A 25,482-nucleotide genomic window follows, 5' to 3' on the forward strand; every position below is an offset into this window, starting at 1 on the left:
TACGAATTAAATTAATTTTTGTTTAAAAAATAATTGATGAAGCAGAAATTATGAATTGTCCCCTTGAGGGGACTACAGGGGTGTTTTAATAATTCACCACTTACACCCTCCTAACCTCCCTCAAGGGAGGAATCTTTAACTTTCAACATCCTCCACGTCCACATACCGGCCACAAACTCAATAAATGAGAAGGCCACCAAAGCAAGCGTACCGCGCTCAAAGACATACAACCAGATGAAGAAGACAAACTGTATAATCCTAATCTGAACGGTGAATCCAAAAAATGGAGTGAGGTTCTCTTTTGCGTTTCGGATATAGTAATAGCCTAACACTGCCACCACAAATCCAAGTACAATTCTCCAAACACTTTTAGGGTCAGGAATGCCGATGGCTGATAAGATTGAAGCAGGAGCTAACATGAGGAAGAGCCCTTCCGCAATCAGATAGATTCCAAAGTACCAGACAGTTTTCGCAGGTTTATCCATAATATTTTAAATAATTTCAAAGGTTGTCATTTCGACAGAAAGGAGAAATCTGCGCAAAAAAAATGACTGAACAAGGATGGATTTCCACTTCGTTCGAAAAGACAGTAACAGGCTATATTCGGTTTTTTGAATAAATTCCTATTGTTTTGAATCTCATTTTTCAATCTACTGAAACTATGCGAAAACTACTCACCTTCCTTTTTGTATGTCCGCTACTTCTCAACGCCCAAACCCCTGCTGATCAGGTGTTGGCAAGAGCCAAAGCCTATCATGATCCTCAGGATGTCTGGCCGTCATTGGTGACGACTTTTACTTTCAAAGAAACCAGGCCGGAGGGCCCGGATCGGTCAACCATTATCTCACTCAACAATGGCAACAGCTACATGAAAATTAATCGAAATGACGAGGAGGTGTATGAAGTGAATGGGGAAGTGGCTGAAGTGCTCAAGGGTGACAAAGACAAAGAACGAGCACTGGTTTTGAGAAACTATTACCTCTACTTATGGGGCTTGCCGATGAAATTGTATGATTCCAACACACCCAATATTTCTCTGGCCGGTGATGAAAAAGTTGAGGGAGTGAATTGTCGTGTGCTCAGAGTGGCGTATGAAAAGGACACCTGGTATTTCTATTTTGAAGAGGATTCAGGTAGAATGCTTCAGTACAAATTTTATCAGGATGCGGCGGAGACAAAAGGTGAGCTCATCACGCTTGAAGATGAAATCATGGTAAAAGGAATCAAAATCCTACAAAAAAGAAGTTGGTATACACTGCCTGAAATGGAGTATTTAGGGACAGATATTTTGGTTGAAGTGGAGTGATAGGAAGAGAGAAACCACTTTTACTAATTTTTCTTATATCAGGATCGTTTACCGTTTGGCTTTTCTTGAGGGAAAGAAGTTTGAAGGAAGAGTGTACTCATTTTGAATATGATTTTAGATTTTGGAGGAATTTGATCGTCGGCTTAATTATTACCACAACTGCCACCTATTATTTTATTGAACTTTACTATTATTTAAATCCATCAGAAATGGATTTATTGCTATAGGAATTTAGAAAGTTGAGGGATGGGTAAATTTTCATTTTTCGTATTTTTCTATTTGACCGAATCGACGTACCGCTTCAAAGCGCTAGCAAAAAAAATCTCGCTAAAATCAATCCTGTCACCCCGCAACCCAACACGTGATTTTAGCCTTTCGATGCTGCTACAGCGATTAAGAGGGTATAGAAGCTATGAGCGTAGAGAAATGAAGTAAGCAAATTAACATTTACAAAACCACTGTTTGAGTGTAGCGAGTTTGGTTTTGTTTGAGAGTCCAACTTCATTTCTCAGCGAGAAGGTTCTCACCCTAGATTTTTGTTTCTTTTCATCAATGGAAAAGAAATAGAAGGCCTACTCATCCTTCAACGTCCTTGCCGGATTGATGTGGTAGATTTTCACTGAGTGCATAACTATCGCAATGAGTGCCGTAACTAATACCACCATGCCAGCCAGAATAAACAGCCACCAGGCAATCTCAATCTTATAGGCATAATTATCCAGCCAGCTAGACAATAGGAAATAGGCAATTGGAGAAACAATGAGCATCGCAATGATCACTCTCCAGGCAAATGGTCTAAAGAGATTGGCCATCAAACTATTTAGGTTAGCTCCTAATACTTTGCGTACGCTTATTTCCTTCGTTTTCTGTGTGGTGATCAAAGAAATCAATCCGTATAATCCCAAACAAGCAATGATCAATGTAACAATGGTCAGTGCCTGAAACATCTTTGCAAAAGCCACATCTTCCTGATACAAGGAATTCAAGTAATCATCCAGGAATATCAGATCGAAAGGAAGATCAGGAAATATACTGCTGAATTTAGCTTCGATAGCCTCTACGAGTTCCATCATGTTACCCGGTTCTACCCGGATATAAACATCTTCCTGCAAAGTCCGGGGATACATAATTGCCAATGGCCCTATGTCATTATGTAGCGATGAGAAGTGATAATCTGCAACAACTCCAACGATTTTGCCAGTACGAATTCCCCCAACTTGAATGGGCGCTCCAAGGGCTTCCTCAGGTGACGTATATCCCATGTATTCAACCGCTTTTTCATTTACAATAACTGCTCCAGCACTGTCTGTTGGGAAGGATTGATTGAACTCCCGACCGGCTACTAATGGAATACCTAATGTTGCAAAATAGCCATAGTCAACTGCATCGATGAACATCGGTTTGGATTCTTCCATGTCTGGGGTCTTCACCGGGACGTTTCCATTATCTCCATCCATTCTACCATCAGCAATAGCGACTGCTGAAATCCTGGATATGGATCTTAATTGGGTTTTTAATACCTCGCCTTCAGCTAAAAGTGATTGTCCGGGAACTCGTAAAACTGCCATTGCTGATTTATCAAATCCCAGATCCTTCTTCCTCATGTATGAAATCTGCTGGTAGATAATGATGCTTCCTGCCAGTAGTCCGATCGTGATAGTGAATTGCAGGGTCACCAATACCTTTCTGACATTGATGCCCAGCTGTCCACCGGAGATGTTACGACTCAGGGCGACTAATGCCTTCACTTTGGACATGACGAAAGCCGGATAAGCTCCACCTAGCAGACCTACGATAAATACAAGAATGATCCAGGCTGCAATGAGCCATTGATTGAATCCTAAAACTTCGATCGGATCAATGTTTATTCCAATAAAGGAACGTAGAAAATTCATGGTTGGAAAAATGAAAACCAACGATAAAATAAAAGCGATAACTGCAAGTAGAATAGATTCAGCAGAAAACTGGGCAATGACCATCGATTTACTGGCTCCTAGTGCTTTTCGAACTCCGACTTCCTTAGAACGGTTAAGTGATTGAGCAACCGAAATATTGGTATAGTTAAAAATGATCAATGAAAGCAACAGGAAACCGGTGATGCTGAGCGCATATATATTAGTCCAGCTACCGGAAGCAACCGTATCACTATCCACATCACCCAAATAGATGTCTTCGAGAGGTTGCAGCACAAACCGGAAGCTTCCTACTCTCTCTTCAGACCAATGAACTTTGATAAAGTCTTCCAATTTTTCCTGAAGAAGATCCTTTTCCTCTTTATCCCTAAGCAGAACATAGGTATCAAATGAAATCCAGCCCCAGTCATTTAGCGTAACCGGATAGCCAAACGGTACTCTGAAAGCATGAAAAGGGATGATAAATCCCGGTGATAAATGAGTGGTTGAAGGCGGTGGATTCAGAATACCTGTTACGGTATACGGAGTATCAGAGATTTCAATTCTTTTGCCAATGGCAGGTTCATCTCCAAAATATTTTTTACCCATTTCAGCAGATAAGACAACAGAACTGGCATTCTGTAAAGCAGTTTTAGCATCTCCGAATTGCAAGGTGAAATCAAACACATTGAAAAGTGTGCTATCCACATAGAAAATATTGCTTTCATAAAAATTATTGTTTCCAACTCTAACAGGCCGTGTTGGAATGTCCCTAAATCGAACAAAATTCTCTACCTCACCATAGGTATTGGCGAGCGCAGGCCCCACTGGAGGTCCCACTGTTGGCAAATGACGATCGCTCCTTCCAGTACTGCGCTCATCATGGGTCACCCGGAAAATTCGATCCGATTTACTATGCCACTTGTCATAGCTAAGTTCACGAGTCAGCATTAATGAAATAATGAGTGTCAACGTGAACCCAATAGTGAGTCCAACACCATTAAGAAGTGCACTGACCTTATCTTTCTTAAGATTTCTCCAGGCGGGTTTAAATGTATGTTTGATGAACATTGTTGACGTTTTGAGTTGATTTATATTTTTCCAGGTATAGCGATAGCGAGTAAATAGAAGTGTAGTTAACGAGAGGTGAATGTTGGTCCTGAGCTTTCCGTGATTTTTCGAAAAGGTTTCCATTTCCTCATTCAAGTCACCAATAATTTCTTCTCTCACCCTTTCATTAAAGAGCGTTCGACAAAGAAATTGCACACTACCAGGTAGTTTTTTCATGTGGTGATGAATTGAGTTTGTAGCACTTTTACTGGGATTTTATCCCAAAATTTGGCTCTCAGATTCTTGGCTTCCTCCAATTTCTTCAACCCCAATGCTGTGATTTCGAAAATTCGTTTTCGCTTACCACCTCTTACTGAGGTAGCCTCTCCCATGTAACTTTTGACCAGCCCTTTGTCTTCCAGTCTGGTCAATGCACCATGGGCGGTACTTAAGTTAATATTCCGTTTTGCCGTTTGATTGATTTCATCTTTTACAGTATTACCGTAAGTGTCCGGATGGGTGGTGCAGACAGCTAAAAGCACCAATTCTTCAAATTCTCCAAGATGTGTTCCTTTCATAGATTGATTAAATACGTATATGTAGAAAATATGTTTTAATCAGGCAGTTTGAACAGCTCTTTATTTACTTAACAAATGTGAAACTTATGTATTACATTCACGTTTGTTAAGTAAATATTTTAATCCATGGAATATCAATTAGGTGAATTTGAAGAGCTGGTATTGCTCACGGTTGCCGCACAGCATAATGAGGCATATGGCGTCTCCATTCATGAATTTCTTACCGAAGAAACCAAAAAGAAAATCAATATCAGCGCGATTCATGTCGCATTGAAAAGATTGGAAAAGAAAGGTTTTGTCGACTCTCGTTTCGGAGGGATTACTGAAGAACGAGGAGGTAGAAGAAAGAAATTCTACATCGTAACAGCCCTGGGAAAAAAAGTATTGGATGCTTCACATGACTTACGAACGAGCATCTATCAGAAAATACCACAACTACAATTTGCTAAAATCTGATGCCGCAAAATCAACCACCAAAGTGGGCAGTACGCTTTCTGCGCCTGTATTGTCGGGAAGAGTATCTTGATGAGATCGAAGGCGATCTTTTCGAGTTTTATTATCTCAGAACTCAAACCTCCAAGCGATCAGCTAACCTGTTTTTTGTATGGAATGTGCTGCGATCCTTCCGGTGGATTAATCTTAAAAAAACTCAACTCTCAAATAATTGGACTATGAACATGTTTAAAAACTACACCAAGATCTACTTCCGCCGTTTCAGGAAGGAGACAGTGCATTACATTGTCAATATTCTGGGTCTTTCACTTGGTCTTTCCATCTTATTCTTCATCCTCATGTTCGTTTACGCTGAGCAAAACATTGACAGCTTTCACAGCAAAAAGGATCGAATCTACCGGGTAGTGGGCCAAGTGCAGGAAGAGAATGGTGTCAATCATTACCTCGCCGGACCCAACCCATTGGCCAACGCACTTGAATCTGATTTTCCTTCAGTGGAAGCAGCAGGTTGGACCACCTATTTCGGTTCGCATGTGCTGGCGAAGGGAGATAAACGAACGGCTGATCGCGACTGGGTCATTTTCACCAAAAGTATGTTTGATATTCTGGATATTGATATCATAGATGGGAATCCCAAAAGGCAATTTGAAGGCTCTGCTGGTTTAGTCATAACAGAAGATGTGGCAATGACTCTTTTCGGCAAAAAAGATGCCGTAGGTGAGATCGTTGATGAATCACGTTTTGGACCCATTGAGGTCATAGCGATCATGGATTATATGCCACGTAATTCGAGCTATCAGTTTAAAGAAATCTATGTCCTCGACCCACCGCAGATGCATGAAAATTGGCAAACCTTTCTGAGTGACTGGGATACCCAGTTTATGCAGACATGGGTGCTGTTGAAAGCTGGAGCAACACCAGACGACATTTATCAATCAAAAGATGATTTTTTGAGCAAATACATTGATGAAGAAACGCTCGCCGACTATGATTTTTATTTACATCCTTTAACAGATGTTCATTTAGGTTCCACTGGAATTGAAGCAGGGGGCCCGGCACCTTTATTGGCTGTTCCTTACAGCGATCGGGAGTTTGTTTCTATGATCCTGATCATGGGAATATTGGTGATATTCATCGCAGCTTTAAATTATGTGAACCTTTCCTCTGTTCAGGCTTTGAAGCGAACACTTGAAGCGAGCATGCGAAAGATCAATGGTGCTACAAATAAACACCTGTTTGGACAGTTGTTTTTTGAAACATTTTTGACCGTCATCATAAGCTATGTTCTTGCCTTGCTTTTGATTGTCGTTTTATTTCCTTTCTTCTTGCAGATAGCCAACAAAGATTTTGGAATTGGACTGCTGTTCTTCACTGATTTCATTTTCTATCATGTGATCAGCATTCTTATTATCTGGACTATTTCAGCACTGCTTCCTGCCCTATATTATTCGCAGCTAAAACGATCACTCCTGGTCATGAAAAATGCGTTTTCAGGCAAAGGTGACTTACTTCGAAAAGGATTAGTTGGTATTCAATATGCACTATCAATCTTCCTCATCATTGGGTCGTTGGTGATTTATCGACAGCTCAATTATGTACAGTCAAAAGACCTGGGTTTCACAAATCAAAACTTGATTGTGCTTGATATTAATTCAGGAGCAGCACGGGGTAATTTCAAAAACATTGTCGAAGGAATTAAGAATAATCCGAATGTAATCAATGCTTCTACTTCCTCTCGGGTGCCTGGCGAATGGAAAGACATCCCGATTGCCAATGTGAGCAAGAATTTGACTGATGATGCCATGGAATTCAGCCATTATGCTGTAGATAAGTATTGGTTAGATACTTATGATATTAATCTATTGGATGGGGAGAATTTCGCAGGAGCGGACCAATCAGATAGTTTGTATATCCTAATCAACGAAGAAGCAGTAAAAACCCTAAACCTGGAACAGCCAATCGGTGAAAGTGTGTGGGTAATGTCGGATAGTGATTCAGTTAAAATGAGAATCAAGGGTGTTGTGGAAAATTTTCATTTTGAATCGCTTTATGAAGCTATTGGTCCGGTGATAATCACCCATTGGAACAATCACATTCGATCGATAGATTATTTCACCATTAAGTATGCTCAAAACCCAAAAGAGACAATAGCACATGTTGAGGAAGTCAATGCAACGTTTGATCCCAATACGCCTGCTGAAATCAATTTTCTTGATCAGCAATGGGAACGCTTTTATAAAGCTGAAGAAAGCAGAAGTACAATTATCCTAATTGCATCCATTGTTTCCATTATTATATCAGCATTTGGCTTATTCGGCCTAATCAATTTCACTGTTGAGCGAAAGACCAAAGAAATTGGCATACGAAAAGTGATGGGAGCAAATGTTCAAAACATTACTACCCTTATACTCAAAGACTATTTGATACTTCTAATCCTTTCATTGGTGATAGCCGCACCGGTATCTTGGTGGTTATTTGGTGATTGGCTGGCTGATTTTGCTTACAGAATCAATATGAGTGTAGATCTGTTTGTGATTGCTTTCGTGCTAGTACTTATCATTTCATTTACGACAGTTTTGGCAAGGATTTATAGAATCGCGAAAGCTAATCCGGTTCAATCCATTCGATACGAATAATGAATCAACAACCACCAAAGTGGCCTTTGAAATTCCTGCGATGGTTCTGCAAGGAAGACTACCTTGATGAAATCGAGGGGGATATCATTGAGCTCTATGTAGGACGTGTCAATCAATCAAAGACCAAAGCACGTGCTTTTCTTATATGGAACGTGCTAAGATCCATGCGGTGGTGTAATCTGAAACATAAAGAGGGATTCAGATTAGGGTTGTTTAAAAATTATTTTAAAGTAGGATTTAGAGCGTTAGTTAAAGACCGGCAGTTCACGGCAATCAATCTTTTTGGACTGTCTTTAGGATTAGCGGTGTTTCTTACGATCATCCTTTTAGTCAGACATGAGATTAGCTTTGATACGTTCCACTCAAAAGCAGATCGAATCTATCAGGTTATCCAGATACACCAAAATGCGGATGGCGATGATCCTGAAATCTGGACTTCTTATCAGCTTTCAGATGCCTTACGAAATGAAGTGGATATCGTCGAAAACGCGGTGACCATACATGCGACATCCTCTACTTGGGCGGAGGCCGATGGTAAACGTTTTTTTGAGGAGGATGGAATTGTGGCTGGCTCGCAGTTCTTTGAAATCTTTGATTTTGAATTAAAAGATGGCAATCCGACACAGGTATTAAAGAATAAGCGCTCAATTATCCTCTCTGAGTCTTTGGCAGAGAAATATTTTGGATTTGAAAGCCCTATTGGTGAGGAAGTATATCTTGAATTCTATGGAAGGTTTACTGTGACAGGCGTTTTAAAAGACATTCCCGCCAATTCATACATTCAATTTAATTTCATCATTTCTCAGGATTATGACATTTTTCTTGAAAGTGTGTCAAACAATTTCAGAAGATATTTCTATGCCTGGGAAGGCGATCCTGTTGCGACATATGTGCTGCTGAAAGACACCAATGATAAGGAGCTCTTTGAAGGGAAGGCTGAAACCCTACTCGAAAAATATATGGACAAGGAGGATATCAACCCTCACTATTTACTAGGGTTACTCGATCTGCATTTCCAGTCTCATGGCATTGATGGCAGGATTAACAATTATGTAAAAGGAGATTTTTCTAAAGTGAAATTTCTAATCATTGTTGGTTTTATCATTCTGTTGATGGCATGTTTCAATTACATTAGTATTTCTACCGCGCGATACATCAAAAGGACAAGAGAAGTTGGAGTTAGAAAAGCAATGGGGGCTCAAAGCAAGCAAGTGGCCATGCAGTTCTTAATTGAATCCTTCCTGATGGTTTTGTTTTCGTTCATTTTATGCATGATTATTACACATTTTATCTTGCCATACTTCAATCTGCTTACAGGCATCCAGCTAGCGTTAACTACTGTATTTCTCATTGAATCGATTCCGTATTTTATTGCAACAATTATTCTGGTAACCCTATTTGCAGGATTTTATCCGGCCTTTCATCTAAGCCGATATTCAGTGGTCAATGTCTTGAAAAGCATGACCATTTCGTCTTCAGGGAATGACTCTTTGAGAAAAGGCCTGGTCGTGGTGCAGTACTTGTTTGTAATGACAATTTTGGCTGGTTTGTTCATTGTAAATCAGCAATATATCTACATGAATAGTAAGTCACTGGGATTCAATACTGAACAGTTACTAATTGTGGAAATCAATAGTGGCCAGGTGAGGGATAATTACTTAGAAATTAAAGATGAGTTGCTCAAACTTCCTGATGTACAAAAAGTGACAGGAATAACCCGGATGATCAGTGGATACCGATCAGGAACAGCTGTTGATGTAAATCCTATAGAAAAGCCTGATGAAAAAACCCCGATGAGGTATTACGGAATAGACCAGGATGGGATAGCTGCATTGGAACTATCATTGGTTGTCGGTCAGGGTTTTTCCGGAATTAACGGTCAGGACAGTATTTCTGTAATTCTCAATGAGACTGCAGCTGCCAAGTATGGGGGTACTGGTGCAATTGGTAAACTTATAAAGATACAGGAGGTGGGAGACGATGAGTTGAATGCCAGAGTCATTGGAATTGTTAATGACTTCCATTACCGATCGCTGAGAAAATCAATTGGTCCAGTCGTAATTGGTCATTACAACAATCCTTTTGTTAGCCTGGACGATATTGTGATCCAACTAAGTGGTTATAATACCATTGCCACTCTTGAAGAAATTGAAAACATTCATAACCGATTTGACACGAATCAAGTGATGACCTGGGAGTTTATGGATGACATGGTTCAGCGGGAATATGAGCAAGAAGCTATTTTTAGAAATGTCTTTTTGGGTGCTTCGATCATCTCCTTTTGCATTGCAATTTTAGGAATGATTGGACTTTCCTCATACAATGTGATTGCACGAAGAAAAGAAATTGCAATCCGTAAAATTTTAGGAGCTGGATTTCTCAGTTTAATAAATCAGCATACCAAAGAGTTTCTCAAATTCTTGTTGATTGCATCCATTGTATCCATTCCATTATGTTGGTGGCTTGCATCTGAGTGGTTGGTCAGTTTCGAATATCGAGTGAGTATTTCACCACTTATTTTCCCAGGAGTTATCGCTCTTGTTATGCTAATTACCAGCATCGTCATATTGGCCGTCAGCCGGAAAACAATTAATTCAAACCCTGTAAATTCAATTCGTTACGAATGATTCGAATAGCAACGCTAATTTGTTTGCTTCATGCTTATACTTCTTATGGTCAGCTTGAAGCTTTGATTAAAGAACAGCAGAAATTCATTAGTGAATTTTCCGGAGCAATTGAGTGGGAAGGAGTGTCACTTAATGCACGAAGCTCACCAGAGGAAAGAGAAACTGCCAGAATCTACCTGGAAAGTCAAATTCTGTCAATTGGGCTTAAACCTCAAAGGCAGTCGTATAGGATGCCCAACTTAAATCAGTTTATTGATATTCTTTTCGCTCCTTTCAAAGGAGCAAATGTTTACATGATTATTCCGGCTACTAATGAAAGCAATGAGTATTTAGTACTCGGCGCACACTTTGATTCTGAGGTAGACTGCCCCGGAGCAATTGATAATGCATCAGGCTCAGCACTTATATACAGTGTTGGGAAAATGCTCAATTCATTGGATGAACGTAACATGAATGTGATCATCGTCTTTTTTGATCAAGAAGAGGAAGAATTAATAGGAAGTCAGGCTTTCGCCAAATACCTGAAATCTGAGGAATTAAATATTCATTCAGTTCACACATTCGATATGGTTGGCTGGGATGAAGATGGGAATGGAGAAATGGAACTTGAGTTGCCAACCCCAGAATTAGAAAAGACATATTTCGAGGTTGCGTCCAGGCTTGAAATCCCACTCTATGTTACCAATATAAATTCAACAGATCATCACTCATTCAGACAAGCAGGCTTTCAGGCAATTGGGATCAATGAAGCATACGGTAAACGAGACACTTCACCATATAAGGATACGCCGGACGATACCTATGAGACTGTCAATTTTGACTACCTGGCAGCATCAACCTTGTATGTTTATGAAGTAATAAAAGAAATTGTGAATGGAAGCGATTAAAAAAAATTACAAGACTAATCCGATCTACACTGTGTCTATGCTTGTTTTTGGTGTGGGCTTTTTTGTTAGAGGAGTTGACTATCTGATCCTTGGTAGTGTGGCCCCTTTCATCATTGGAACATTTATGCTTTCCGGAATCTATTATGCTTTCTTAAAAAAGAATAAGTCATCCAGAAGATTAATGAAAATTATTGCAGTGATGTTGATTTTTTGGGGAGTAGTCAGGTTAGGACTCGAATTACTCTTTTCATTTGTTCCAGTAACCGAAGCTCATATAATGTCTCAGTTCACATGGACAAACAAATGCCTAAGCATATCCGCCATATTATTTGGTATCTATTTTTTCAAGAACCAAAAGTTCAATCAAACCCCTGAGTAAGAGGTCTGATTGAATCCAATTTATCCTGGCATAGTATAGTAAAACCGCTCATGGACCACTTGTCCATTTTCCCACTTTTTCACAGATACTTCTTCCATTTTGGCTCGATTTCCATCCTTGTAAGTGGCTTCCATCCATGATTCTGAGATAGTTAAGCCATCTTCCTCATTCGAGGTAATGGCAGTAACTCCACCTCCATGAACTTCCTGTACCATTTCCAGCCATTGCTGTTCCCTGGCTCTGTTGGCATCTTTTCCTTCGGTAGTGCCCGACATAGGTTCAACCATCACCACATTGTCCGCATAAAATTTTTCAAAGGCTTCCATCATTTTGCCTTCACCAATCATTTGATGTAATTCTTGTTCCTTTTCGAGTAAGCTCATATTCTTTTAGGGTTTAAAGTTTAATGTACTAACGAGTTTACTGCTTCCGGATGGACAAGGTTTAGAATAAATCATTAATTATTTTGATATTTCGTCGATAAAATCAGCTAATCCGAAACTATCGCGCACAATTTCTGGTTGAATTAGCGTATATTATAAGGCAAACTATTGCAAATACATAGGTCTAACGCCTATCTTTGCAGATTGCTTTTTTATACCCGTAACAATTTAGTTTTTAAAGAGATAATATGCGACAGTTAAAGATTACCCAGTCAATTACCAACAGGAGAGAGAGCCACACCCTGGAGAAATATTTTACTGAGGTAAGTAACGTTCCAATGATTACCCCGGATGAAGAGGTTACGCTTGCCAAGCGCATCAAAGAGGGCGATGATCTTGCATTGGAAAAACTCGTAAAAGCAAACTTGAGGTTCGTAGTGTCTGTAGCAAAGCAGTACCAGAACAGAAGTTTACCACTAAATGATTTGATCAATGAAGGAAACCTTGGATTGATCAAAGCAGCTAAGAAATTTGACGAGACAAAAGGATTTAAGTTCATCTCATATGCGGTTTGGTGGATTCGACAGTCCATTATGCAGGCATTAGCTGAGCAGTCTCGAATCGTTCGACTACCAATGAACAAGTCTGGTGCAATCAATCAGATCAGAAGAGCATATGCAGAGCTTGAGCAGCAGTTTGAGCGTGAGCCGACAGAAGAAGAATTGGCTGACATTCTAGACATGAAGCCTAGCGAAGTAAGAAATACGCTTGGAGCTGAAGTGAAACAAATGTCCATGGATGCACCTTTCGGTGAAGACGAAAGTGGATCACTTTTAGATGTTCTTGAAAACGTAACCACGGGTCCTACCGACGGAAACTTGGTTTTCAACGACTCATTGAAAGTTGAAACGATGAGAGCATTATCAACACTTACAGCTCGTGAAAGAGAAGTAGTGATGATGAGCTTCGGTATTGGTTGCGATAACCCGTTCACACTGGAAGAAATTGGCGATGCAATGGGTCTTACACGTGAAAGAGTAAGACAGATTAGAGAAAAGGCACTTCAGAAATTGAGAGAGCCGGGCAAAAACAGAAGGCTAAAAGAATTCTGCGCAAGCTAAATAATTCGGGAAAAGCATAAATTTAAATCCTGACCATCGTGTCAGGATTTTTTTTGTCCAAATTTTTTAAAATGCCCATTCAGGACCAACTTGCATTTGCCTTAGATCGAAATGACCAGGAACCAAATAAAATGGTGGCTAAGCAGATTGTAGATGCAGGAGGTACAAAAGAGGTCAATCAACTTATTTCATTCATAAAAAGTAAACCCAAGCAAAGAGCTCAATCTGATGCTATTCTGGCATTGGCTTATGTGGGTGAGTTAGCTCCAGCCTTACTCGTGGATGAAGCAGGTTTTCTGATTAGCCAATTAAGCAGTTCAGCCAACCGGGTGATTTTTGGGAGTATGATTGGGCTGGCCCACATTGCACATTTGCAAAAAGAAAAATTGTTTGATTCGCTCCCTCAGATCATTGAAGCGATGGATGCCGGGACTGTGGTAACACGGGACTTTGGCTACCGAATTATGATCACGCTGTATCAGGATGATCGCTTTCAGGAAGATATGTTCCTACTCCTTCTGGAACAGTTGATGAAGGCTCCATCAAATCAACTTGGGCAATATGCAGAAAGACTGATTGAGGTGCTGAATAATTCACACCTTAGCTCTTTGATCAAAGTTTTAGAAGAAAGAAGGAACGATATTAGCAACGAATATCACGTTAAAAGACTAAATAAAAACCTTAAAAAGCTGTATAAACAACTATGATTAGCTGGAATGATTTTGAGAAAATAGACATGCGTGTAGGCACGATAAAGAAGGCAGAAGAATTTCCAGAGGCTATTAAACCGGCCTATATTCTAACGATCGATTTTGGTCCGGAAATCGGAATTAAAAAAAGCTCAGCGCAGATAACTACGCTGTATAATAAGAAGCGTTTAAAAGGAGAGCAAGTGATCGCGGTAATCAACTTTCCTCCAAAGCAAATTGGGCCATTTATCAGCGAATGTTTGGTCATGGGTATTTACAATGAACAGAACGAGGTAGTGCTACTACGACCCCAAAGGGAGGTGATGAATGGCTGTAAGATTGGATAGCTCAAACGAGAAAAACAAGTGAATTGATCCAACAATTTGCCTGTTGTTAGCTTTTAAGTTTTAATAATGATTTGTAGTGCTTTTCTTTGCGCACCTAACGAAAAAATAATCTTTTAAATGTCCCAACTCCACCTTGTTTCCTGGAATGTCAACGGCATCCGCGCCATGATCAAGAAAGATTTTATTAAAGACGTTAAGGAAATGGACCCTGATGTAATTTGTCTTCAGGAAACCAAGGGACAGCCCGAAGATGTGAAGACTGCACTGCAACTTTTACCTCAGTATGAGGTTGCGGTGAACTCATCAAAAGCACGAAAAGGATACTCTGGAACGGCCATACTATCAAAAGAAAAACCGCTTGAAGTTTTTTATGATATGGGCATTGAGGAGCATGACCAGGAGGGTAGGGTAATAGCTGCTGAGTTTGAAAAATTCTTTGTGGTAACCGTTTACACACCTAACTCGGGTGAAGGGATGAAGCGACTGGACTATAGAGCTACCTGGGACGATGCATTTAGGGAATATATCATCAGCCTGGAAGAAAAAAAGCCGGTCATCATCTGCGGTGATCTCAATGTCGCCCATACGGAAAATGATTTGGCTCGAGCCAAAGAAAATTACAATAGGCAATCAGGATATACGCAAACCGAGATTGACGGATTAGACGCATTACTTAATGAAGGGTACATTGATACCTTTAGGCTTAAATATCCGGATGAGATAAAATATTCCTGGTGGAACTATAAGTATAGAGCTAGGGAACGAAATGTAGGGTGGAGAATCGATTATTTTTTAGTGAGTGAGAAACTGAAAGATCAGGTGGCTGAAGCTCATATTTACAATGAATACATGGGATCGGACCACTGTCCGGTCGGATTAAAACTGAATAGCTAAGAAGCATGGAAACGAAACAAATCCCCTTAAATGACCTGCATGAAAAATTAGGCGGCAAAATGGTGCCTTTTGCAGGATATAATATGCCGGTTCGATATTCTTCAGACAAAGAAGAACATCAGACGGTTCGCCAAGGAGTGGGCGTGTTTGATGTATCCCATATGGGTGAGTTTATGTTGAAAGGGCCAAATGCGTTGAATTTGATTCAGTGGGTGACGAGCAACGATGCATCTAAAATTGTAGATGGACAAGCGCAATATTCTTGCCTACCCAATGACAAAGGAGGGATCGTTGATGACCTGTTGGTTTATAGAATGGGCGATGAGGAGTATATGTTGGTTGTAAACGCATCCAATATTGAAAAAGACTGGGACTGGATCAAAAGTCAGGACAGGTGGGGTGTAGAGATGGAAGATATCTCCGATGATATTGTGCTACTTGCGGTTCAGGGACCAAAGGCTGTAGATACGCTTCAAAAGTTGACAAAGGTGAATCTGTCGGAAGTAAAGTTTTACACTTTTGTTGAAGATAAGCTTGCAGACAAAGAAATGATCATTTCAGCAACAGGGTACACCGGTTCTGGTGGATTTGAGTTGTACATCAATAAGAATGATGCAGAAGAGGTATGGAATAAAATCTTTGAAGCAGGAGAAGAATTTGGGATAAAACCAATCGGTCTAGGCGCTCGAGATACATTGCGATTGGAAAAGGGATTTTGCCTCTATGGCAATGACATCACGGATGAGACCTCTCCATTGGAAGCAGGCCTTGGATGGGTGACCAAGTTCACTAAGGAATTTGTGAATAGTGAAAACCTGAAAGCTCAAAAAGAAGCTGGTGTCACTAGAAAATTGGTTGGCTTTGAAATGATTGAAAGAGGGATACCGAGACATGACTATGAACTTGCAGATCTGGATGGCAATGTCATTGGCAAAGTGACCTCAGGTACCATGTCTCCTTCGCTGGGATATGGAGTAGGAATGGGATATGTGACCATTGAAAACAGCAAAGCTGATACGGAAATTAATGTCATCATTCGCGACAAGTCGGTAAAAGCCAAAGTAGTCAGACCACCCTTTTTAAAATGACACGAAGTGGCATCCTGAGCGAAAGCGAAGGATCTCTTATTCTATATTAATTCGTTTGAAATGAAAACTATCGAAGTTTGCTTAACCCCTGACCTCATCCATCAACACGACCTTACCGGGAAGATAGTGGTAGTTGTTGATATTTTTCGTGCCACTTCCTGCATCGTAACAGGCCTGGCCAATGGTGTAGAATCAATTAAACCTGTCGGAGAAGTGGAAGAATGTAAAGCGCTTGGAAAACAGGGTTATCTCATGGCAGGTGAACGAGGTGGACAAAAAGTAGAAGGCTTTGATATGGGTAACTCACCTTTCGAATACCTGGAAGAAAAAGTGAAAGGAAAGAAAGTGGCAATCTCGACCACAAACGGATCACAGGCCATTCTGAAGTCAGAAGGAGCAGATGCGATTTTGATTGGCTCATTCCTGAATTTGGAAGCGCTGACTGAATATATTTTACAGCTTCCAATTGGAGTAGTTGTTCACTGTGCAGGATGGAAAGGAACTCCGAACCTGGAAGACACGCTCTTCGCAGGAGCACTTATTGACGAATGTGCCGAGGAAATGGAACCAATCGGAGACTCAGCATTACTTGCTCATCAGTTGTTCATCGCCAATCATGAGAACCTGTTAGGTCTGGCTTTAACTTCAAGTCACGCAGAACGACTCAGAGGTTTTGGTATAGAAAAGGACGTGGAGTTTTGCCTGGAAGTTAGCAAGTATCCTGTTGTTCCTAAGTTGATAGATGGTGAGTTGGTATCTTAGTAAATGACCTGGATTTACGTCATCATAGCGATTGTTATCCTCATGCAAGTTGGCATATTCATCATGTCCCATCGAATCAGAAAGCGGGAGAAGGAAGATAACGTACTTCTAAAGTATAATATCAATTCACGTCAGCGAGCTTGGCAGCTATTAGCTGATCCTGATGTTTCTGATGATGATAAAGTTAAGATCAGGGAATACTACGATGCTGAATAAACAATGAACTACTTCAACTTCTCATTCTCCTGATGCCTGGTGCCATCTCTTGAATCCTTCTTTTCTAAATTTTTCAAAAGCGCTTGTGTCAGGTCTACACCAGTTTGGTTAGCCAGACAGATCAGCACCCAAAGTACGTCTGCCATCTCATCGCCAAGGTCACGGTTTTTGTCTGATTCTTTGAAAGACTGCTCACCATATGTTCTTGCAATTATTCTTGCTAGTTCACCGACTTCTTCAGTGAGCATAGCCATATTAGTGAGCTCATTGAAGTAACGCACCCCTTTCGTTTTTATCCACTCATCTACGACCTTTTGTGCTTCTCCTATGGTCATCGGTTGCTATTCGCTTCCAGGTTCTCATTGATGTGTTTTAGTTCAAAACCTTCTTTCTCAAGCTTAGATAGAAAGAATGCCATTCGGGTCTTTTCTTCATTCATCAAACTATCCATGTTAGGTTCAAACTCCTTAAACGTTTCATGTGGAAATCTTTTACCAGGCTTATAATGATCTTTCCAAAAAAGACTTTCTACGATCTTTCCATCCTGATAATAGTATTTAAATTCTTCAGCCAGTCTATCATCTCTGAAATTCATCATGTGGCCGGAAAATATGGGCTTATCATTTTCAAAATAGAAATAATCGTCTTTTTCAAAATGTGGAGTCTTGATAATACCAACAAGCTTCATCAAACGGCCTTCGTTAAAATATCCACGCACTTTATAAGAAGAGTCCGACTGAACAAAATCATCTTCGATAATACTAACACGATGGTTTTGATCTATGTGCTTGACTTTGTAGTCAATAGCTTCTACCAGATGCCTGTTTTCCTTTTTTATTTCTGATCCACACGAAGAGAGTAGGAAAATGAGTGCGATAAGAGCTGAATTTTTCATGAGTAGGTTGGTTTTATTTCAAATTTGGAGCTTTAATAAGAGCTACCTTATTGAAAAGTTAAACAATTCCTTTGATCAGTATGACGCCACTTCCATGGACTGGGTGATTTATTCGATGTATTCCTAACGACATCCTGTGTGTTTGCCTGAATATTTAAGGCAAATTGCCAAACATCTGATTGGTTTTCACGTGCATAGAGTGACCCATTTTGAATTAATTTGAAAACAACAACCATAAAAGCACAAACATGAAATCATTAAAAATTGCATCAGTATTGGCATTAAGCCTAATTATGGTCTTTTCTGCAAACGCTCAAAAAGATAAAAGCAAGCGGAAGAGTCCACCAGCACAGGTGTCACAGGAAATCGATGGGACGAAAATCACGATTGATTATAGTAAACCATCTAAAAAAGGAAGAGATATTTTTGGCGGTCTTGAGGCGTACGGGAAGGTATGGAGAACCGGAGCAAATGAGTCCACATGGATTGAGTTGTCAAGTGATGTAGAAGTAGAAGGAAAGAAGTTAGCGGCAGGAAAATACGGATTATTTACAATCCCCGGAGAGGATGAGTGGACGATCATATTCAATAAGAAATGGGATGGCTGGGGCGCTTACGAATACAAGGAAGCTGATGATGTCTTGAGAGTGAAAGTAAAACCTTCATCTACTGACGGAGTAGTAGAAGTGTTCTCGATTGATATTGAAAAATCAGGGGATGTGATAATTGCCTGGGATCAAACCAAAGTTGAATTCTCCATTAGATAATTGGAAATGAATAAGTAAAAAGCCCGCATCAGCGGGCTTTTTTTATACAATATTTAGATTCTGTTCCTTTATTTTTTCCAACTCGTCCTTCATCATCACGACCGTTCGCTGAATTTCAGCATGGTTAGCTTTTGAGCCTATGGTATTAATTTCTCTTCCAATCTCTTGAGAAATAAAACCAAGCTTTTTACCAGCAAAATCTTCTTTTTGAAGCACCTCATCAAAGTAATCAAGGTGCTGTTTTAGTCGCACTTTCTCCTCCGATATATCCAAACGTTCCAAATAGAAAATCAGCTCCTGCTCAAATCGGTTTTCATCCACCTGAACCCGATCCTTTATTTCATCCAGGTTCTTCTGCAGGCGCGTTCGAATATTGTCAGTTCTGCTTGCGTCGTTTTCTTCTACGCTTTTGAGACCACCTCTAATATTTGAGATATAATCAGACAGCTTGGAAGTTAATGTATCACCTTCTTGCTTCCGAAAATCAAGACATTGATCAATTGCTCCCTTTATACCGGCTTTTATATCTTTCCATGGTAGGGATTCAGGATCAATTTCTTGCTGCTTTATGACATCAGGGGCCTGCAATGCAAGTTTTACAAGGTCAGAGCTTTGACTGTTGACTTTTTCTGATAACGAATTGAATCTATTGAAATAAGCTTTAAACCGAGCTTCATCCACCTGAACTTCCAGGTTACTATCATCATCCAGTTCCAGCTCAATCGAAAGCATAACCTTGCCTCTTTTAAGCTCATCGGTTATTAAGTTTCTTATTTCAGCTTCTTTATCCGCCAGCTCCTTTGGAATTCGAGGCGAAAAATCTAAAAATTTACTATTTAAAGCTCTGATTTCGGTTTTTATCCGAAGGTTCTGACTTGTGCGTTCGTCACGCCCATAGCCTGTCATGGATTGCTGCATAGTATGCAAAGGTAATCTTTGCCTTAAAAGTCTAGTCCTAGCGTGAAATAATATCTTCGATCATTAACTTCTCCATCCAGATATGGTCTTGCAACATCGAACTTGATGTAATAACCGAACAGTACGGTTCTAAGACCATACCCAAATCCTCCTAGCCATGGATTCTGAAATTTTACTATTTCGGCAGTAAAAGGTCCTTGCTCAAATCGTCTGGTAATAGGCCTGCCATCTTTAAATGGTGGCGATCCAGTCCACACAGAACCAATATCGAAGAATGAGATAATCTGAAAATTTCTAAAGAAGTTGGATTTAATGGGTCCATTGGTGAGGTATTGAAACAGTGGAACTCTTAGCTCACTATTGAAAACCAGCACATCAGATCCGTATGCTTCATTGTAATCAAGTCCTCTTAGATTGGTAACAAACTCATTAAATAAGATATCACTGTTGTCACGGTTATTACTTATAAAAAGTGGATCCTCTTCACCTTGTATGTCCTGTGAGGCGAACAGCCAATTGTCCATTCCCCCCAACATATAATCTTTACGTGCAGGCCCCATTTGTTTTCCATAGAGGATTCTGTTCGCCCAGGTAATTTCTCTATGTACCTTTTGATAATGCCTGAAATCAAACCGAAGCTTGCTGAAGTTGAGATTTGAGTTTGCATTAAAATGAGAAGTGAATTCAAGAAGTGCTCTGGTACCTTGATAAAGATTGAAAGAACGTTCAATTGCATTATCGAATATTAATGCTACACTGCCCCCAAAATACTGTTCCCTGTTATTTTGAGCTTGTTCGGATGCTTGCCCGGTCACACTCAAAAAGTTGAGATTAGTAAATGATGTCTCTGTAAAAAATGGAGATGCCTCAACCCTGAATGTATGAGTAATAGGTAAGGCTGCCGTAAGTTGAAATCTGTTGAGTTTATACTTATGTCTTAGGTTGTCATCTTCGGATTGATTTTCAAGAATATAGGTCTTTCTGTCTACCCTTGCCTTGAAATCCATCCAATACTTTAGGTACTGAAACTCAGCAAAAATGTCTCCCTGCTCAAAATTGGTCTTAACCAATGCTCCACCCTTTATTTTATAGTTTTCGAGTACGTCATTGATCTCGGTTTCCATGAACATCATGAAATTTCGATAAGGATCCCAAAGAAATGAAGTGATCACATTGTTGAAAGTGAACTTAGGGTTGTAAGGAATTGGTCCTACTCGCTCGTTTTCTTGCTCGAAATTCTGGTATTTACTGAAGAAGGATTCAGGCTCAAAAGACGTCTCAGACTCATCTTCAAACACATAGTTATCGGTATCTATCCAGCTAGCATCTTCTACATCAGTGGTGTCGTCACCTATTTCTTCTTCAAATAAGAAATCATCCGTATCAATTTCATCTTTTTCTGGTTCAGGAGGTGGAGGTTGATTATTTGCGGAGTTAAGCACCCGAGTTACAACCCTTACTGCATTTTCTCGTCGCTTTCTAGGTGTTTCTGTTGTGAATTTGCTGCTGTTTAGATCGGAGATTGAGTCCAGATAGACCCTGTGCTCGCCCTCGCCTAACATTAAATAGGTTAGTCGATCAGGGTTAAAATGCAAGTCATAACTTACGATGCTTTTATCAAAGTTTGTGATTTGAGTGGTTAAGGAATCAAATAAATTGTAGCGGTAGATATTAGCAATGCCCTGCTGATCACTCAGGTAATAAACTTCATTTATATTCTTGGCATATGGTTTTCGATCTTCTCCATAGGTGTTGGTTAGACGGAAAAAATTTACTGTTGTTGTATCAAGGTCGTAGACGAACAAATTAAAATTTTTATCAAGTGTTTCAAGTGATACATCTGTGACATTTACTGAGTCACTTTCTCGATTGGAGCTAAAGACTATTGCTGCTGTTCCAGGAACAAAAGTTGGATCAAGATCGTCGAAAACATCTCTGGTGATCCTTCTCAGTGCATTTCTATTCATTGCGATTAAGAAGATGTCATTCTGCCCGTCAATGTCTCCTGAGATTACAGCTAACCTGCCATTGTCATTAAATGAAAAACTTTCAATTTGACGAAATCGGGTAAGTGGTTTTTGACCTTTTTCACCAGTTTCCAAATTAAAAGTGTTGAGGTATAAAAACCCTCGTTTAAAAAGTATAACTCCTAATGTATATTCATCCTGCCAATCCAAAAGTGGCAAATGGCGATCCACATCCTGTCCGTTTATTCGGTATCCGCCCGTTGCGATTTTTTTTGTTCTACCGGAAGTTAGGTCAGTGACATAGACAAAGTATTTTCCATTCCTGATTGCGGCATAGGCCACCTTATCCGCGTCTTTGTTGAACCGAATCGTGCTGGTAATTAGGTCCTTACTATTACTTATATCATGCAACAATCGCTCATCACCTGACTTGGAATAATTTTCCTCAACTTCCAGCCGTTGAAGTAAATAATAATTTTGCCAGTCATTAAGAAAGTTTTTGAATGAAACGCCAAGTGTATTCGCTATACTGTTTTCTTCCTTCCTAATGATACGAGTGAGGTTCAAAATATTTGAGATGTTACCATCGCCATACTTCACCGCTATGTAATTCCAAATACTATGCCCTACCACTGCCGCAGATTCGCCATCTATTCGCTTAAGTTTTTTGATTTTTTTCCGGCCCATGTAATCGCGTAGGTAGTCGTCCATTTCCCTTGACCATCCATAAGCGATATATCTGGCTGCCCCATCAATAAACCAGTCAGGAAGTGTGAGTAAGTAACTATTCTGAAATATTTCAGCCAAGCTCCCACCATACATCATGTCATTAATAAGCGTACTGGCTAACTTATAAATGAGATCTTCTTTGAATTGGTGTGCCTGTCCCGGGTAAGCGACCTCCAGTTGCAGTTTCACAAATTCCGTACGTCCACCTATTGTATAGACTGCTCCATCTATTCCTACATTGCTTTGCTGCAGATCGTGGATAGAATTATATACGAATATTTTGGTCTTACTATATGGCGCATAGCCAAGTTTATCTGTTAATGTGACAAATTCATCTTCAAGAAAGTTAATAGCCTCAAGCGCATACTCCTGTCCACCCGGATAGTAATAAATTTCAAAATTGTTGGTGCTGTAGTAATACCAATCAAATTTCTTGTACTGAATCCTGTTTTGACCAAAAGGAGTCGTATAGTGCTGGCTATAGGCAGCACTTATCATAAAGAAAAGTGGTACGATATATTTAAAAAACTCTTTGAACATTTACTTCTTCGTCTATCTCACATTTGCCAATCAAAACATCAACGAAATGTTTTGCAAAATACGGTGCTAAAGAAACACCTTTCGTGCCAAAACCATTAAAAATACCCAATGTTTTATTTACGGGATGTGATCCTATGTACGGTTTTCTATCATGAGTAGCCGGTCTAACCCCAGCTCTTTTTTCTATAATCTTAAAATTACCGAAGTATAATTTCCTTAACCGCTCAGATAAGGATTTAATTCCTGCCTCTTGAGGTTCAAATGTCAGATTATTGTGATCGTAAGTTGAACCTACCGTTATTCGATCCTTTTTTGGAATCATGAAAACCCCTTGGTTAATGATAAAGTCAGATTTTAAATCGCACTGGATATCCATTATTTCTCCTCTAACAGGTCTAAATGGTAATTTCCAATATGGATTATCAACTAATCCATTACAAAAAATGATTTTCTTGAATTCTTCCCCTTCATATTGTACAGTATCTTCCTTAAGCTTCATCCTGGAATAATCAAACACTTTACCCCTGTAAACTCCCTTATTTTCAAAGTATTGTTTTGCAGATTTCAGCATTTGCGGGATATCAACATACCCGGAATTTTTAAGGATAATGCCTCCAAAAGGATCATTGATTTGCTCAATCCCGATGTGTTTTTTTGGGATTTCTTTTAAGTAAGACTCAAAATGATTGTCAGCGATTCTCCCATCCCAATCATTTTGATCTTCTATTGTTTTAAAAGGTCTGTATACGGGAGTTTGGTGGAGAAAGGAATGACCAAAAGATTCTTCAATTGATTGATAGCTATTTTCTAAATCCAAAAACAGGTCGTCAGCTCGCCATGTTTTGACCATCTTTCTTCCGGTAATTGGATTGTAGATCCCAGCTGCTCTTTTTGAAGATGTTTCCTCTTTGTCTTCATCATAAATGATCACAGACAGTTCTTTTTTTAGCATTTCATAGGCTAGCCAGGTTCCGGCTATCCCTTGCCCAATAATTAAATAGTCTGCCTTTGTCTTACTCACTTTACTTTTGCAATCTCAAAAAGGCATAAAACTAAACAGATGAGGCTAAAATCTTTTGTATTCAATCCATTCTATGAAAACACGTATGTGATTTCTTCTGAAGCAGGCAACTGCTTAATTTTTGATCCGGGATGTTATGAAGATTATGAGGTAGAGGAGCTTAAGGAATACATTCACATGAATGACCTGGTTGTAAAGGCCATTATAAATACGCATTGTCACATAGACCATGTCTTAGGCAATGATGTGTTGAAAAGCCATTACAAAGTACCCTTAAAAATTCCTAAAAATGAGCAAGAGGTCTTTGACTCAGTCCCTGCTTATGCGCCACAGTGGGGAATGGCCGGCTATAGGCATGCCGAAGTGGACGAGTATTTAAATGAAGATGAAAATTTGATACTTGATGAAGTGAAATTGAAAATGATCGAGGTTTCCGGACACTCACCCGGGCATCTAATTTTCTATAATAAGTCAGAGAAGAAAATTATTGGTGGAGATGTTCTTTTCAGGGAAAGTATTGGCAGAACAGATCTGCCGGGAGGTAATCATGATGACCTTCTTCGCAATATTCAGGATAAGGTTTATACATTGCCTGAAGATGTAGAAGTATTCCCGGGTCACGGACCTTCGACCACCATTGGTCACGAAAAGCAATACAATCCATTTGTGAAAGGATGAAAAAATATATTCCCAACCTACTTACATGCTTGAACCTGGCAATCGGATGTGTAGGTATTTATATAACATTATCAAATCAGGAAGTTGAGGCTTTTTACTTTGTGATTGCTGCAGGGCTATTTGATTTTTTGGATGGTTTTGCCGCCAGAATATTGAAAGTTCAGTCTGATATAGGTAAACAATTGGATTCACTTTCTGACTTAGTCTCTTTTGGGCTTTTACCTACTTTTTTTATGATGCAGTGGTTGCGCGAATCCTCTCAACTTTACTGGATAGCTATTGCCATTGCTGTTTTTTCTGCACTAAGATTGGCCAAGTTCAACGTTGATGATAATCAATCAGACAGCTTTATAGGCTTGCCAACACCGGCAAACGCGATCATGCTGACTTCATTGATATTTATTCCTTTCGAACTGTATGAGTACACCCTAATCAGCATTTGCCTTTTTTCTGCAATCTTGTTGGTTTCACCTATCAAATTAATTGCACTCAAGTTTTCTGCATTCACTTGGAAGAACAATGAAGCCAGGTGGATACTCATTATAGGTGTCCTAGGCCTTGTAATTGTATTCAAATGGACATTTTTGCCTTTTTTAATCCCATTTTATTTAATGGTATCAGTGTTTTCGTTTGTGGTATCTAAAAAGTCATAGAATTTT

The 25,482-nt window shown here is 39.7% G+C and carries 25 protein-coding genes and 1 pseudogene; 17 read left to right on the forward strand and 9 right to left on the reverse strand.

Features of this window, described 5'->3' with window-relative positions:
• Positions 1 to 110 precede the first annotated feature (110 nt).
• A complete protein-coding gene (locus tag ACO05G_RS00200) occupies positions 111 to 485 on the reverse strand; it encodes a hypothetical protein (RefSeq protein ID WP_421764156.1) in 375 nt (124 codons plus the stop codon).
• A 176-nt stretch (positions 486 to 661) separates the two neighbouring features.
• Here ACO05G_RS00200 and ACO05G_RS00205 point away from each other — a divergent pair, with 176 nt between their 5' ends.
• On the forward strand, positions 662 to 1,306 hold the full coding sequence (locus ACO05G_RS00205) for a DUF6503 family protein (RefSeq protein ID WP_421764157.1): 645 nt from the start codon (positions 662 to 664) through the stop codon (positions 1,304 to 1,306).
• 572 nt (positions 1,307 to 1,878) lie between these two features.
• On the opposite strand, the gene ACO05G_RS00210 is transcribed toward ACO05G_RS00205, so the two are convergent.
• Together ACO05G_RS00210 and ACO05G_RS00215 are read right to left on the reverse strand one after the other, a co-directional pair.
• Entirely contained in the window at positions 1,879 to 4,485 is a 2,607-nt protein-coding gene (locus tag ACO05G_RS00210) for an ABC transporter permease (RefSeq protein ID WP_421764158.1), read from the reverse strand.
• Positions 4,482 to 4,826, reverse strand: coding sequence for a PadR family transcriptional regulator (locus ACO05G_RS00215; protein WP_421764159.1), 345 nt, complete (start codon positions 4,824 to 4,826; stop codon positions 4,482 to 4,484). Before ACO05G_RS00215 ends, ACO05G_RS00210 begins: the two co-directional genes overlap by 4 nt.
• A gap of 126 nt (positions 4,827 to 4,952) precedes the next feature.
• On the opposite strand from ACO05G_RS00215, the gene ACO05G_RS00220 reads away from it, so the two are divergent.
• The 6 genes and pseudogenes from ACO05G_RS00220 (at position 4,953) to ACO05G_RS00245 (ending at position 11,808) form a co-directional block, all read left to right on the forward strand.
• Positions 4,953 to 5,282, forward strand: a complete 330-nt coding sequence (locus ACO05G_RS00220) for a PadR family transcriptional regulator (RefSeq protein WP_421764160.1) — start codon at positions 4,953 to 4,955, stop codon at positions 5,280 to 5,282.
• Positions 5,282 to 5,461: pseudogene (locus ACO05G_RS00225) on the forward strand (permease prefix domain 2-containing transporter); the annotation flags it as partial. The gene ACO05G_RS00220 and the pseudogene ACO05G_RS00225, both read left to right, overlap by 1 nt.
• A gap of 36 nt (positions 5,462 to 5,497) precedes the next feature.
• Entirely contained in the window at positions 5,498 to 7,915 is a 2,418-nt protein-coding gene (locus ACO05G_RS00230) for an FtsX-like permease family protein (RefSeq protein ID WP_421765701.1), read from the forward strand.
• Positions 7,915 to 10,542 (forward strand): ABC transporter permease, encoded by a 2,628-nt coding sequence (locus ACO05G_RS00235; protein WP_421764161.1) that lies wholly within the window; start codon positions 7,915 to 7,917, stop codon positions 10,540 to 10,542. The genes ACO05G_RS00230 and ACO05G_RS00235 overlap by 1 nt, the downstream gene beginning before the upstream one ends.
• Positions 10,539 to 11,429, forward strand: a complete 891-nt coding sequence (locus ACO05G_RS00240) for a M28 family metallopeptidase (protein WP_421764162.1) — start codon at positions 10,539 to 10,541, stop codon at positions 11,427 to 11,429. The genes ACO05G_RS00235 and ACO05G_RS00240 overlap by 4 nt, the downstream gene beginning before the upstream one ends.
• Complete coding sequence (locus ACO05G_RS00245) at positions 11,416 to 11,808, forward strand: hypothetical protein (protein WP_421764163.1); 393 nt, start codon at positions 11,416 to 11,418, stop codon at positions 11,806 to 11,808. The genes ACO05G_RS00240 and ACO05G_RS00245 overlap by 14 nt, the downstream gene beginning before the upstream one ends.
• A 20-nt stretch (positions 11,809 to 11,828) precedes the next feature.
• Here ACO05G_RS00245 and ACO05G_RS00250 read toward each other — a convergent pair whose 3' ends face one another.
• Positions 11,829 to 12,191, reverse strand: a complete 363-nt coding sequence (locus tag ACO05G_RS00250) for a SnoaL-like domain-containing protein (protein ID WP_421764164.1) — start codon at positions 12,189 to 12,191, stop codon at positions 11,829 to 11,831.
• 248 nt (positions 12,192 to 12,439) lie between these two features.
• On the opposite strand from ACO05G_RS00250, the gene ACO05G_RS00255 reads away from it, so the two are divergent.
• The 7 genes from ACO05G_RS00255 to ACO05G_RS00285 all read left to right on the forward strand — a co-directional run bounded on the left by ACO05G_RS00255 (position 12,440) and on the right by ACO05G_RS00285 (position 17,308).
• Positions 12,440 to 13,312 carry an RNA polymerase sigma factor RpoD/SigA gene (locus ACO05G_RS00255; protein ID WP_348280047.1) on the forward strand — a complete coding sequence of 291 codons (873 nt, stop codon included), beginning with the start codon at positions 12,440 to 12,442 and terminating at the stop codon, positions 13,310 to 13,312.
• Positions 13,313 to 13,383: 71 nt separating this feature from the next.
• A complete protein-coding gene (locus ACO05G_RS00260) occupies positions 13,384 to 14,019 on the forward strand; it encodes a hypothetical protein (RefSeq protein WP_421764165.1) in 636 nt (211 codons plus the stop codon).
• Entirely contained in the window at positions 14,016 to 14,348 is a 333-nt protein-coding gene (locus ACO05G_RS00265) for a tRNA-binding protein (RefSeq protein ID WP_348283516.1), read from the forward strand. Before ACO05G_RS00260 ends, ACO05G_RS00265 begins: the two co-directional genes overlap by 4 nt.
• 117 nt (positions 14,349 to 14,465) lie before the next feature.
• Complete coding sequence (locus tag ACO05G_RS00270) at positions 14,466 to 15,242, forward strand: exodeoxyribonuclease III (RefSeq protein ID WP_348283517.1); 777 nt, start codon at positions 14,466 to 14,468, stop codon at positions 15,240 to 15,242.
• 5 nt (positions 15,243 to 15,247) lie between these two features.
• Positions 15,248 to 16,330, forward strand: coding sequence for a glycine cleavage system aminomethyltransferase GcvT (gcvT, locus tag ACO05G_RS00275; RefSeq protein ID WP_421764166.1), 1,083 nt, complete (start codon positions 15,248 to 15,250; stop codon positions 16,328 to 16,330).
• A 60-nt stretch (positions 16,331 to 16,390) separates the two neighbouring features.
• Complete coding sequence (locus ACO05G_RS00280) at positions 16,391 to 17,092, forward strand: 2-phosphosulfolactate phosphatase (RefSeq protein ID WP_421764167.1); 702 nt, start codon at positions 16,391 to 16,393, stop codon at positions 17,090 to 17,092.
• Positions 17,093 to 17,095: 3 nt separating this feature from the next.
• A complete protein-coding gene (locus tag ACO05G_RS00285; RefSeq protein WP_421764168.1) occupies positions 17,096 to 17,308 on the forward strand; it encodes a hypothetical protein in 213 nt (70 codons plus the stop codon).
• An 8-nt stretch (positions 17,309 to 17,316) separates the two neighbouring features.
• Here ACO05G_RS00285 and ACO05G_RS00290 read toward each other — a convergent pair whose 3' ends face one another.
• Together ACO05G_RS00290 and ACO05G_RS00295 are read right to left on the reverse strand one after the other, a co-directional pair.
• Positions 17,317 to 17,643, reverse strand: coding sequence for a nucleotide pyrophosphohydrolase (locus ACO05G_RS00290; protein WP_421764169.1), 327 nt, complete (start codon positions 17,641 to 17,643; stop codon positions 17,317 to 17,319).
• Complete coding sequence (locus tag ACO05G_RS00295; RefSeq protein WP_421764170.1) at positions 17,640 to 18,203, reverse strand: hypothetical protein; 564 nt, start codon at positions 18,201 to 18,203, stop codon at positions 17,640 to 17,642. Before ACO05G_RS00295 ends, ACO05G_RS00290 begins: the two co-directional genes overlap by 4 nt.
• 248 nt (positions 18,204 to 18,451) lie before the next feature.
• On the opposite strand from ACO05G_RS00295, the gene ACO05G_RS00300 reads away from it, so the two are divergent.
• Positions 18,452 to 18,970 (forward strand): DUF2911 domain-containing protein, encoded by a 519-nt coding sequence (locus tag ACO05G_RS00300; RefSeq protein ID WP_348283524.1) that lies wholly within the window; start codon positions 18,452 to 18,454, stop codon positions 18,968 to 18,970.
• 42 nt (positions 18,971 to 19,012) lie between these two features.
• On the opposite strand, the gene ACO05G_RS00305 is transcribed toward ACO05G_RS00300, so the two are convergent.
• Genes ACO05G_RS00305 through ACO05G_RS00315 form a run of 3 tightly spaced genes read right to left on the reverse strand, consistent with a single transcriptional unit; the run spans position 19,013 to position 24,145 of the window.
• Positions 19,013 to 19,888, reverse strand: a complete 876-nt coding sequence (locus tag ACO05G_RS00305; protein ID WP_421764171.1) for a YicC/YloC family endoribonuclease — start codon at positions 19,886 to 19,888, stop codon at positions 19,013 to 19,015.
• Positions 19,889 to 19,911: 23 nt separating this feature from the next.
• On the reverse strand, positions 19,912 to 23,124 hold the full coding sequence (locus tag ACO05G_RS00310) for a translocation protein TolB (RefSeq protein ID WP_421764172.1): 3,213 nt from the start codon (positions 23,122 to 23,124) through the stop codon (positions 19,912 to 19,914).
• Positions 23,105 to 24,145, reverse strand: a complete 1,041-nt coding sequence (locus ACO05G_RS00315; RefSeq protein ID WP_421764173.1) for an NAD(P)/FAD-dependent oxidoreductase — start codon at positions 24,143 to 24,145, stop codon at positions 23,105 to 23,107. Before ACO05G_RS00315 ends, ACO05G_RS00310 begins: the two co-directional genes overlap by 20 nt.
• A 39-nt stretch (positions 24,146 to 24,184) precedes the next feature.
• Here ACO05G_RS00315 and ACO05G_RS00320 point away from each other — a divergent pair, with 39 nt between their 5' ends.
• Positions 24,185 to 24,823 carry an MBL fold metallo-hydrolase gene (locus ACO05G_RS00320; RefSeq protein ID WP_421764174.1) on the forward strand — a complete coding sequence of 213 codons (639 nt, stop codon included), beginning with the start codon at positions 24,185 to 24,187 and terminating at the stop codon, positions 24,821 to 24,823.
• Complete coding sequence (pssA, locus tag ACO05G_RS00325) at positions 24,820 to 25,476, forward strand: CDP-diacylglycerol--serine O-phosphatidyltransferase (RefSeq protein WP_421764175.1); 657 nt, start codon at positions 24,820 to 24,822, stop codon at positions 25,474 to 25,476. Before ACO05G_RS00320 ends, pssA begins: the two co-directional genes overlap by 4 nt.
• The last annotated feature ends 6 nt before the right edge of the window (positions 25,477 to 25,482 follow it).

This window comes from Ekhidna sp., from assembly GCF_965227465.1.
GTDB lineage: Bacteria > Bacteroidota > Bacteroidia > Cytophagales > Cyclobacteriaceae > Ekhidna.

What these genes read in the sequence shown, in the direction of transcription:
- ACO05G_RS00235 (WP_421764161.1), top strand. Translation starts at nt 7,915, where the DNA reads ATGAATCAACAACCACCAAAGTGGCCTTTGAAATTCCTGCGATGGTTC.
- ACO05G_RS00245 (WP_421764163.1), top strand. Translation starts at nt 11,416, where the DNA reads ATGGAAGCGATTAAAAAAAATTACAAGACTAATCCGATCTACACTGTG.
- ACO05G_RS00260 (WP_421764165.1), top strand. Translation starts at nt 13,384, where the DNA reads ATGCCCATTCAGGACCAACTTGCATTTGCCTTAGATCGAAATGACCAG.
- ACO05G_RS00290 (WP_421764169.1), bottom strand. Translation starts at nt 17,643, where the DNA reads ATGACCATAGGAGAAGCACAAAAGGTCGTAGATGAGTGGATAAAAACG.
- ACO05G_RS00320 (WP_421764174.1), top strand. Translation starts at nt 24,185, where the DNA reads ATGAGGCTAAAATCTTTTGTATTCAATCCATTCTATGAAAACACGTAT.
- ACO05G_RS00255 (WP_348280047.1), top strand. Translation starts at nt 12,440, where the DNA reads ATGCGACAGTTAAAGATTACCCAGTCAATTACCAACAGGAGAGAGAGC.
- ACO05G_RS00305 (WP_421764171.1), bottom strand. Translation starts at nt 19,888, where the DNA reads ATGCAGCAATCCATGACAGGCTATGGGCGTGACGAACGCACAAGTCAG.
- ACO05G_RS00220 (WP_421764160.1), top strand. Translation starts at nt 4,953, where the DNA reads ATGGAATATCAATTAGGTGAATTTGAAGAGCTGGTATTGCTCACGGTT.
- ACO05G_RS00265 (WP_348283516.1), top strand. Translation starts at nt 14,016, where the DNA reads ATGATTAGCTGGAATGATTTTGAGAAAATAGACATGCGTGTAGGCACG.
- pssA (WP_421764175.1), top strand. Translation starts at nt 24,820, where the DNA reads ATGAAAAAATATATTCCCAACCTACTTACATGCTTGAACCTGGCAATC.
- ACO05G_RS00230 (WP_421765701.1), top strand. Translation starts at nt 5,498, where the DNA reads ATGAACATGTTTAAAAACTACACCAAGATCTACTTCCGCCGTTTCAGG.
- ACO05G_RS00285 (WP_421764168.1), top strand. Translation starts at nt 17,096, where the DNA reads ATGACCTGGATTTACGTCATCATAGCGATTGTTATCCTCATGCAAGTT.
- ACO05G_RS00310 (WP_421764172.1), bottom strand. Translation starts at nt 23,124, where the DNA reads ATGTTCAAAGAGTTTTTTAAATATATCGTACCACTTTTCTTTATGATA.
- ACO05G_RS00205 (WP_421764157.1), top strand. Translation starts at nt 662, where the DNA reads ATGCGAAAACTACTCACCTTCCTTTTTGTATGTCCGCTACTTCTCAAC.
- ACO05G_RS00300 (WP_348283524.1), top strand. Translation starts at nt 18,452, where the DNA reads ATGAAATCATTAAAAATTGCATCAGTATTGGCATTAAGCCTAATTATG.
- ACO05G_RS00210 (WP_421764158.1), bottom strand. Translation starts at nt 4,485, where the DNA reads ATGAAAAAACTACCTGGTAGTGTGCAATTTCTTTGTCGAACGCTCTTT.
- ACO05G_RS00250 (WP_421764164.1), bottom strand. Translation starts at nt 12,191, where the DNA reads ATGAGCTTACTCGAAAAGGAACAAGAATTACATCAAATGATTGGTGAA.
- ACO05G_RS00295 (WP_421764170.1), bottom strand. Translation starts at nt 18,203, where the DNA reads ATGAAAAATTCAGCTCTTATCGCACTCATTTTCCTACTCTCTTCGTGT.
- gcvT (WP_421764166.1), top strand. Translation starts at nt 15,248, where the DNA reads ATGGAAACGAAACAAATCCCCTTAAATGACCTGCATGAAAAATTAGGC.
- ACO05G_RS00240 (WP_421764162.1), top strand. Translation starts at nt 10,539, where the DNA reads ATGATTCGAATAGCAACGCTAATTTGTTTGCTTCATGCTTATACTTCT.
- ACO05G_RS00270 (WP_348283517.1), top strand. Translation starts at nt 14,466, where the DNA reads ATGTCCCAACTCCACCTTGTTTCCTGGAATGTCAACGGCATCCGCGCC.
- ACO05G_RS00215 (WP_421764159.1), bottom strand. Translation starts at nt 4,826, where the DNA reads ATGAAAGGAACACATCTTGGAGAATTTGAAGAATTGGTGCTTTTAGCT.
- ACO05G_RS00280 (WP_421764167.1), top strand. Translation starts at nt 16,391, where the DNA reads ATGAAAACTATCGAAGTTTGCTTAACCCCTGACCTCATCCATCAACAC.
- ACO05G_RS00200 (WP_421764156.1), bottom strand. Translation starts at nt 485, where the DNA reads ATGGATAAACCTGCGAAAACTGTCTGGTACTTTGGAATCTATCTGATT.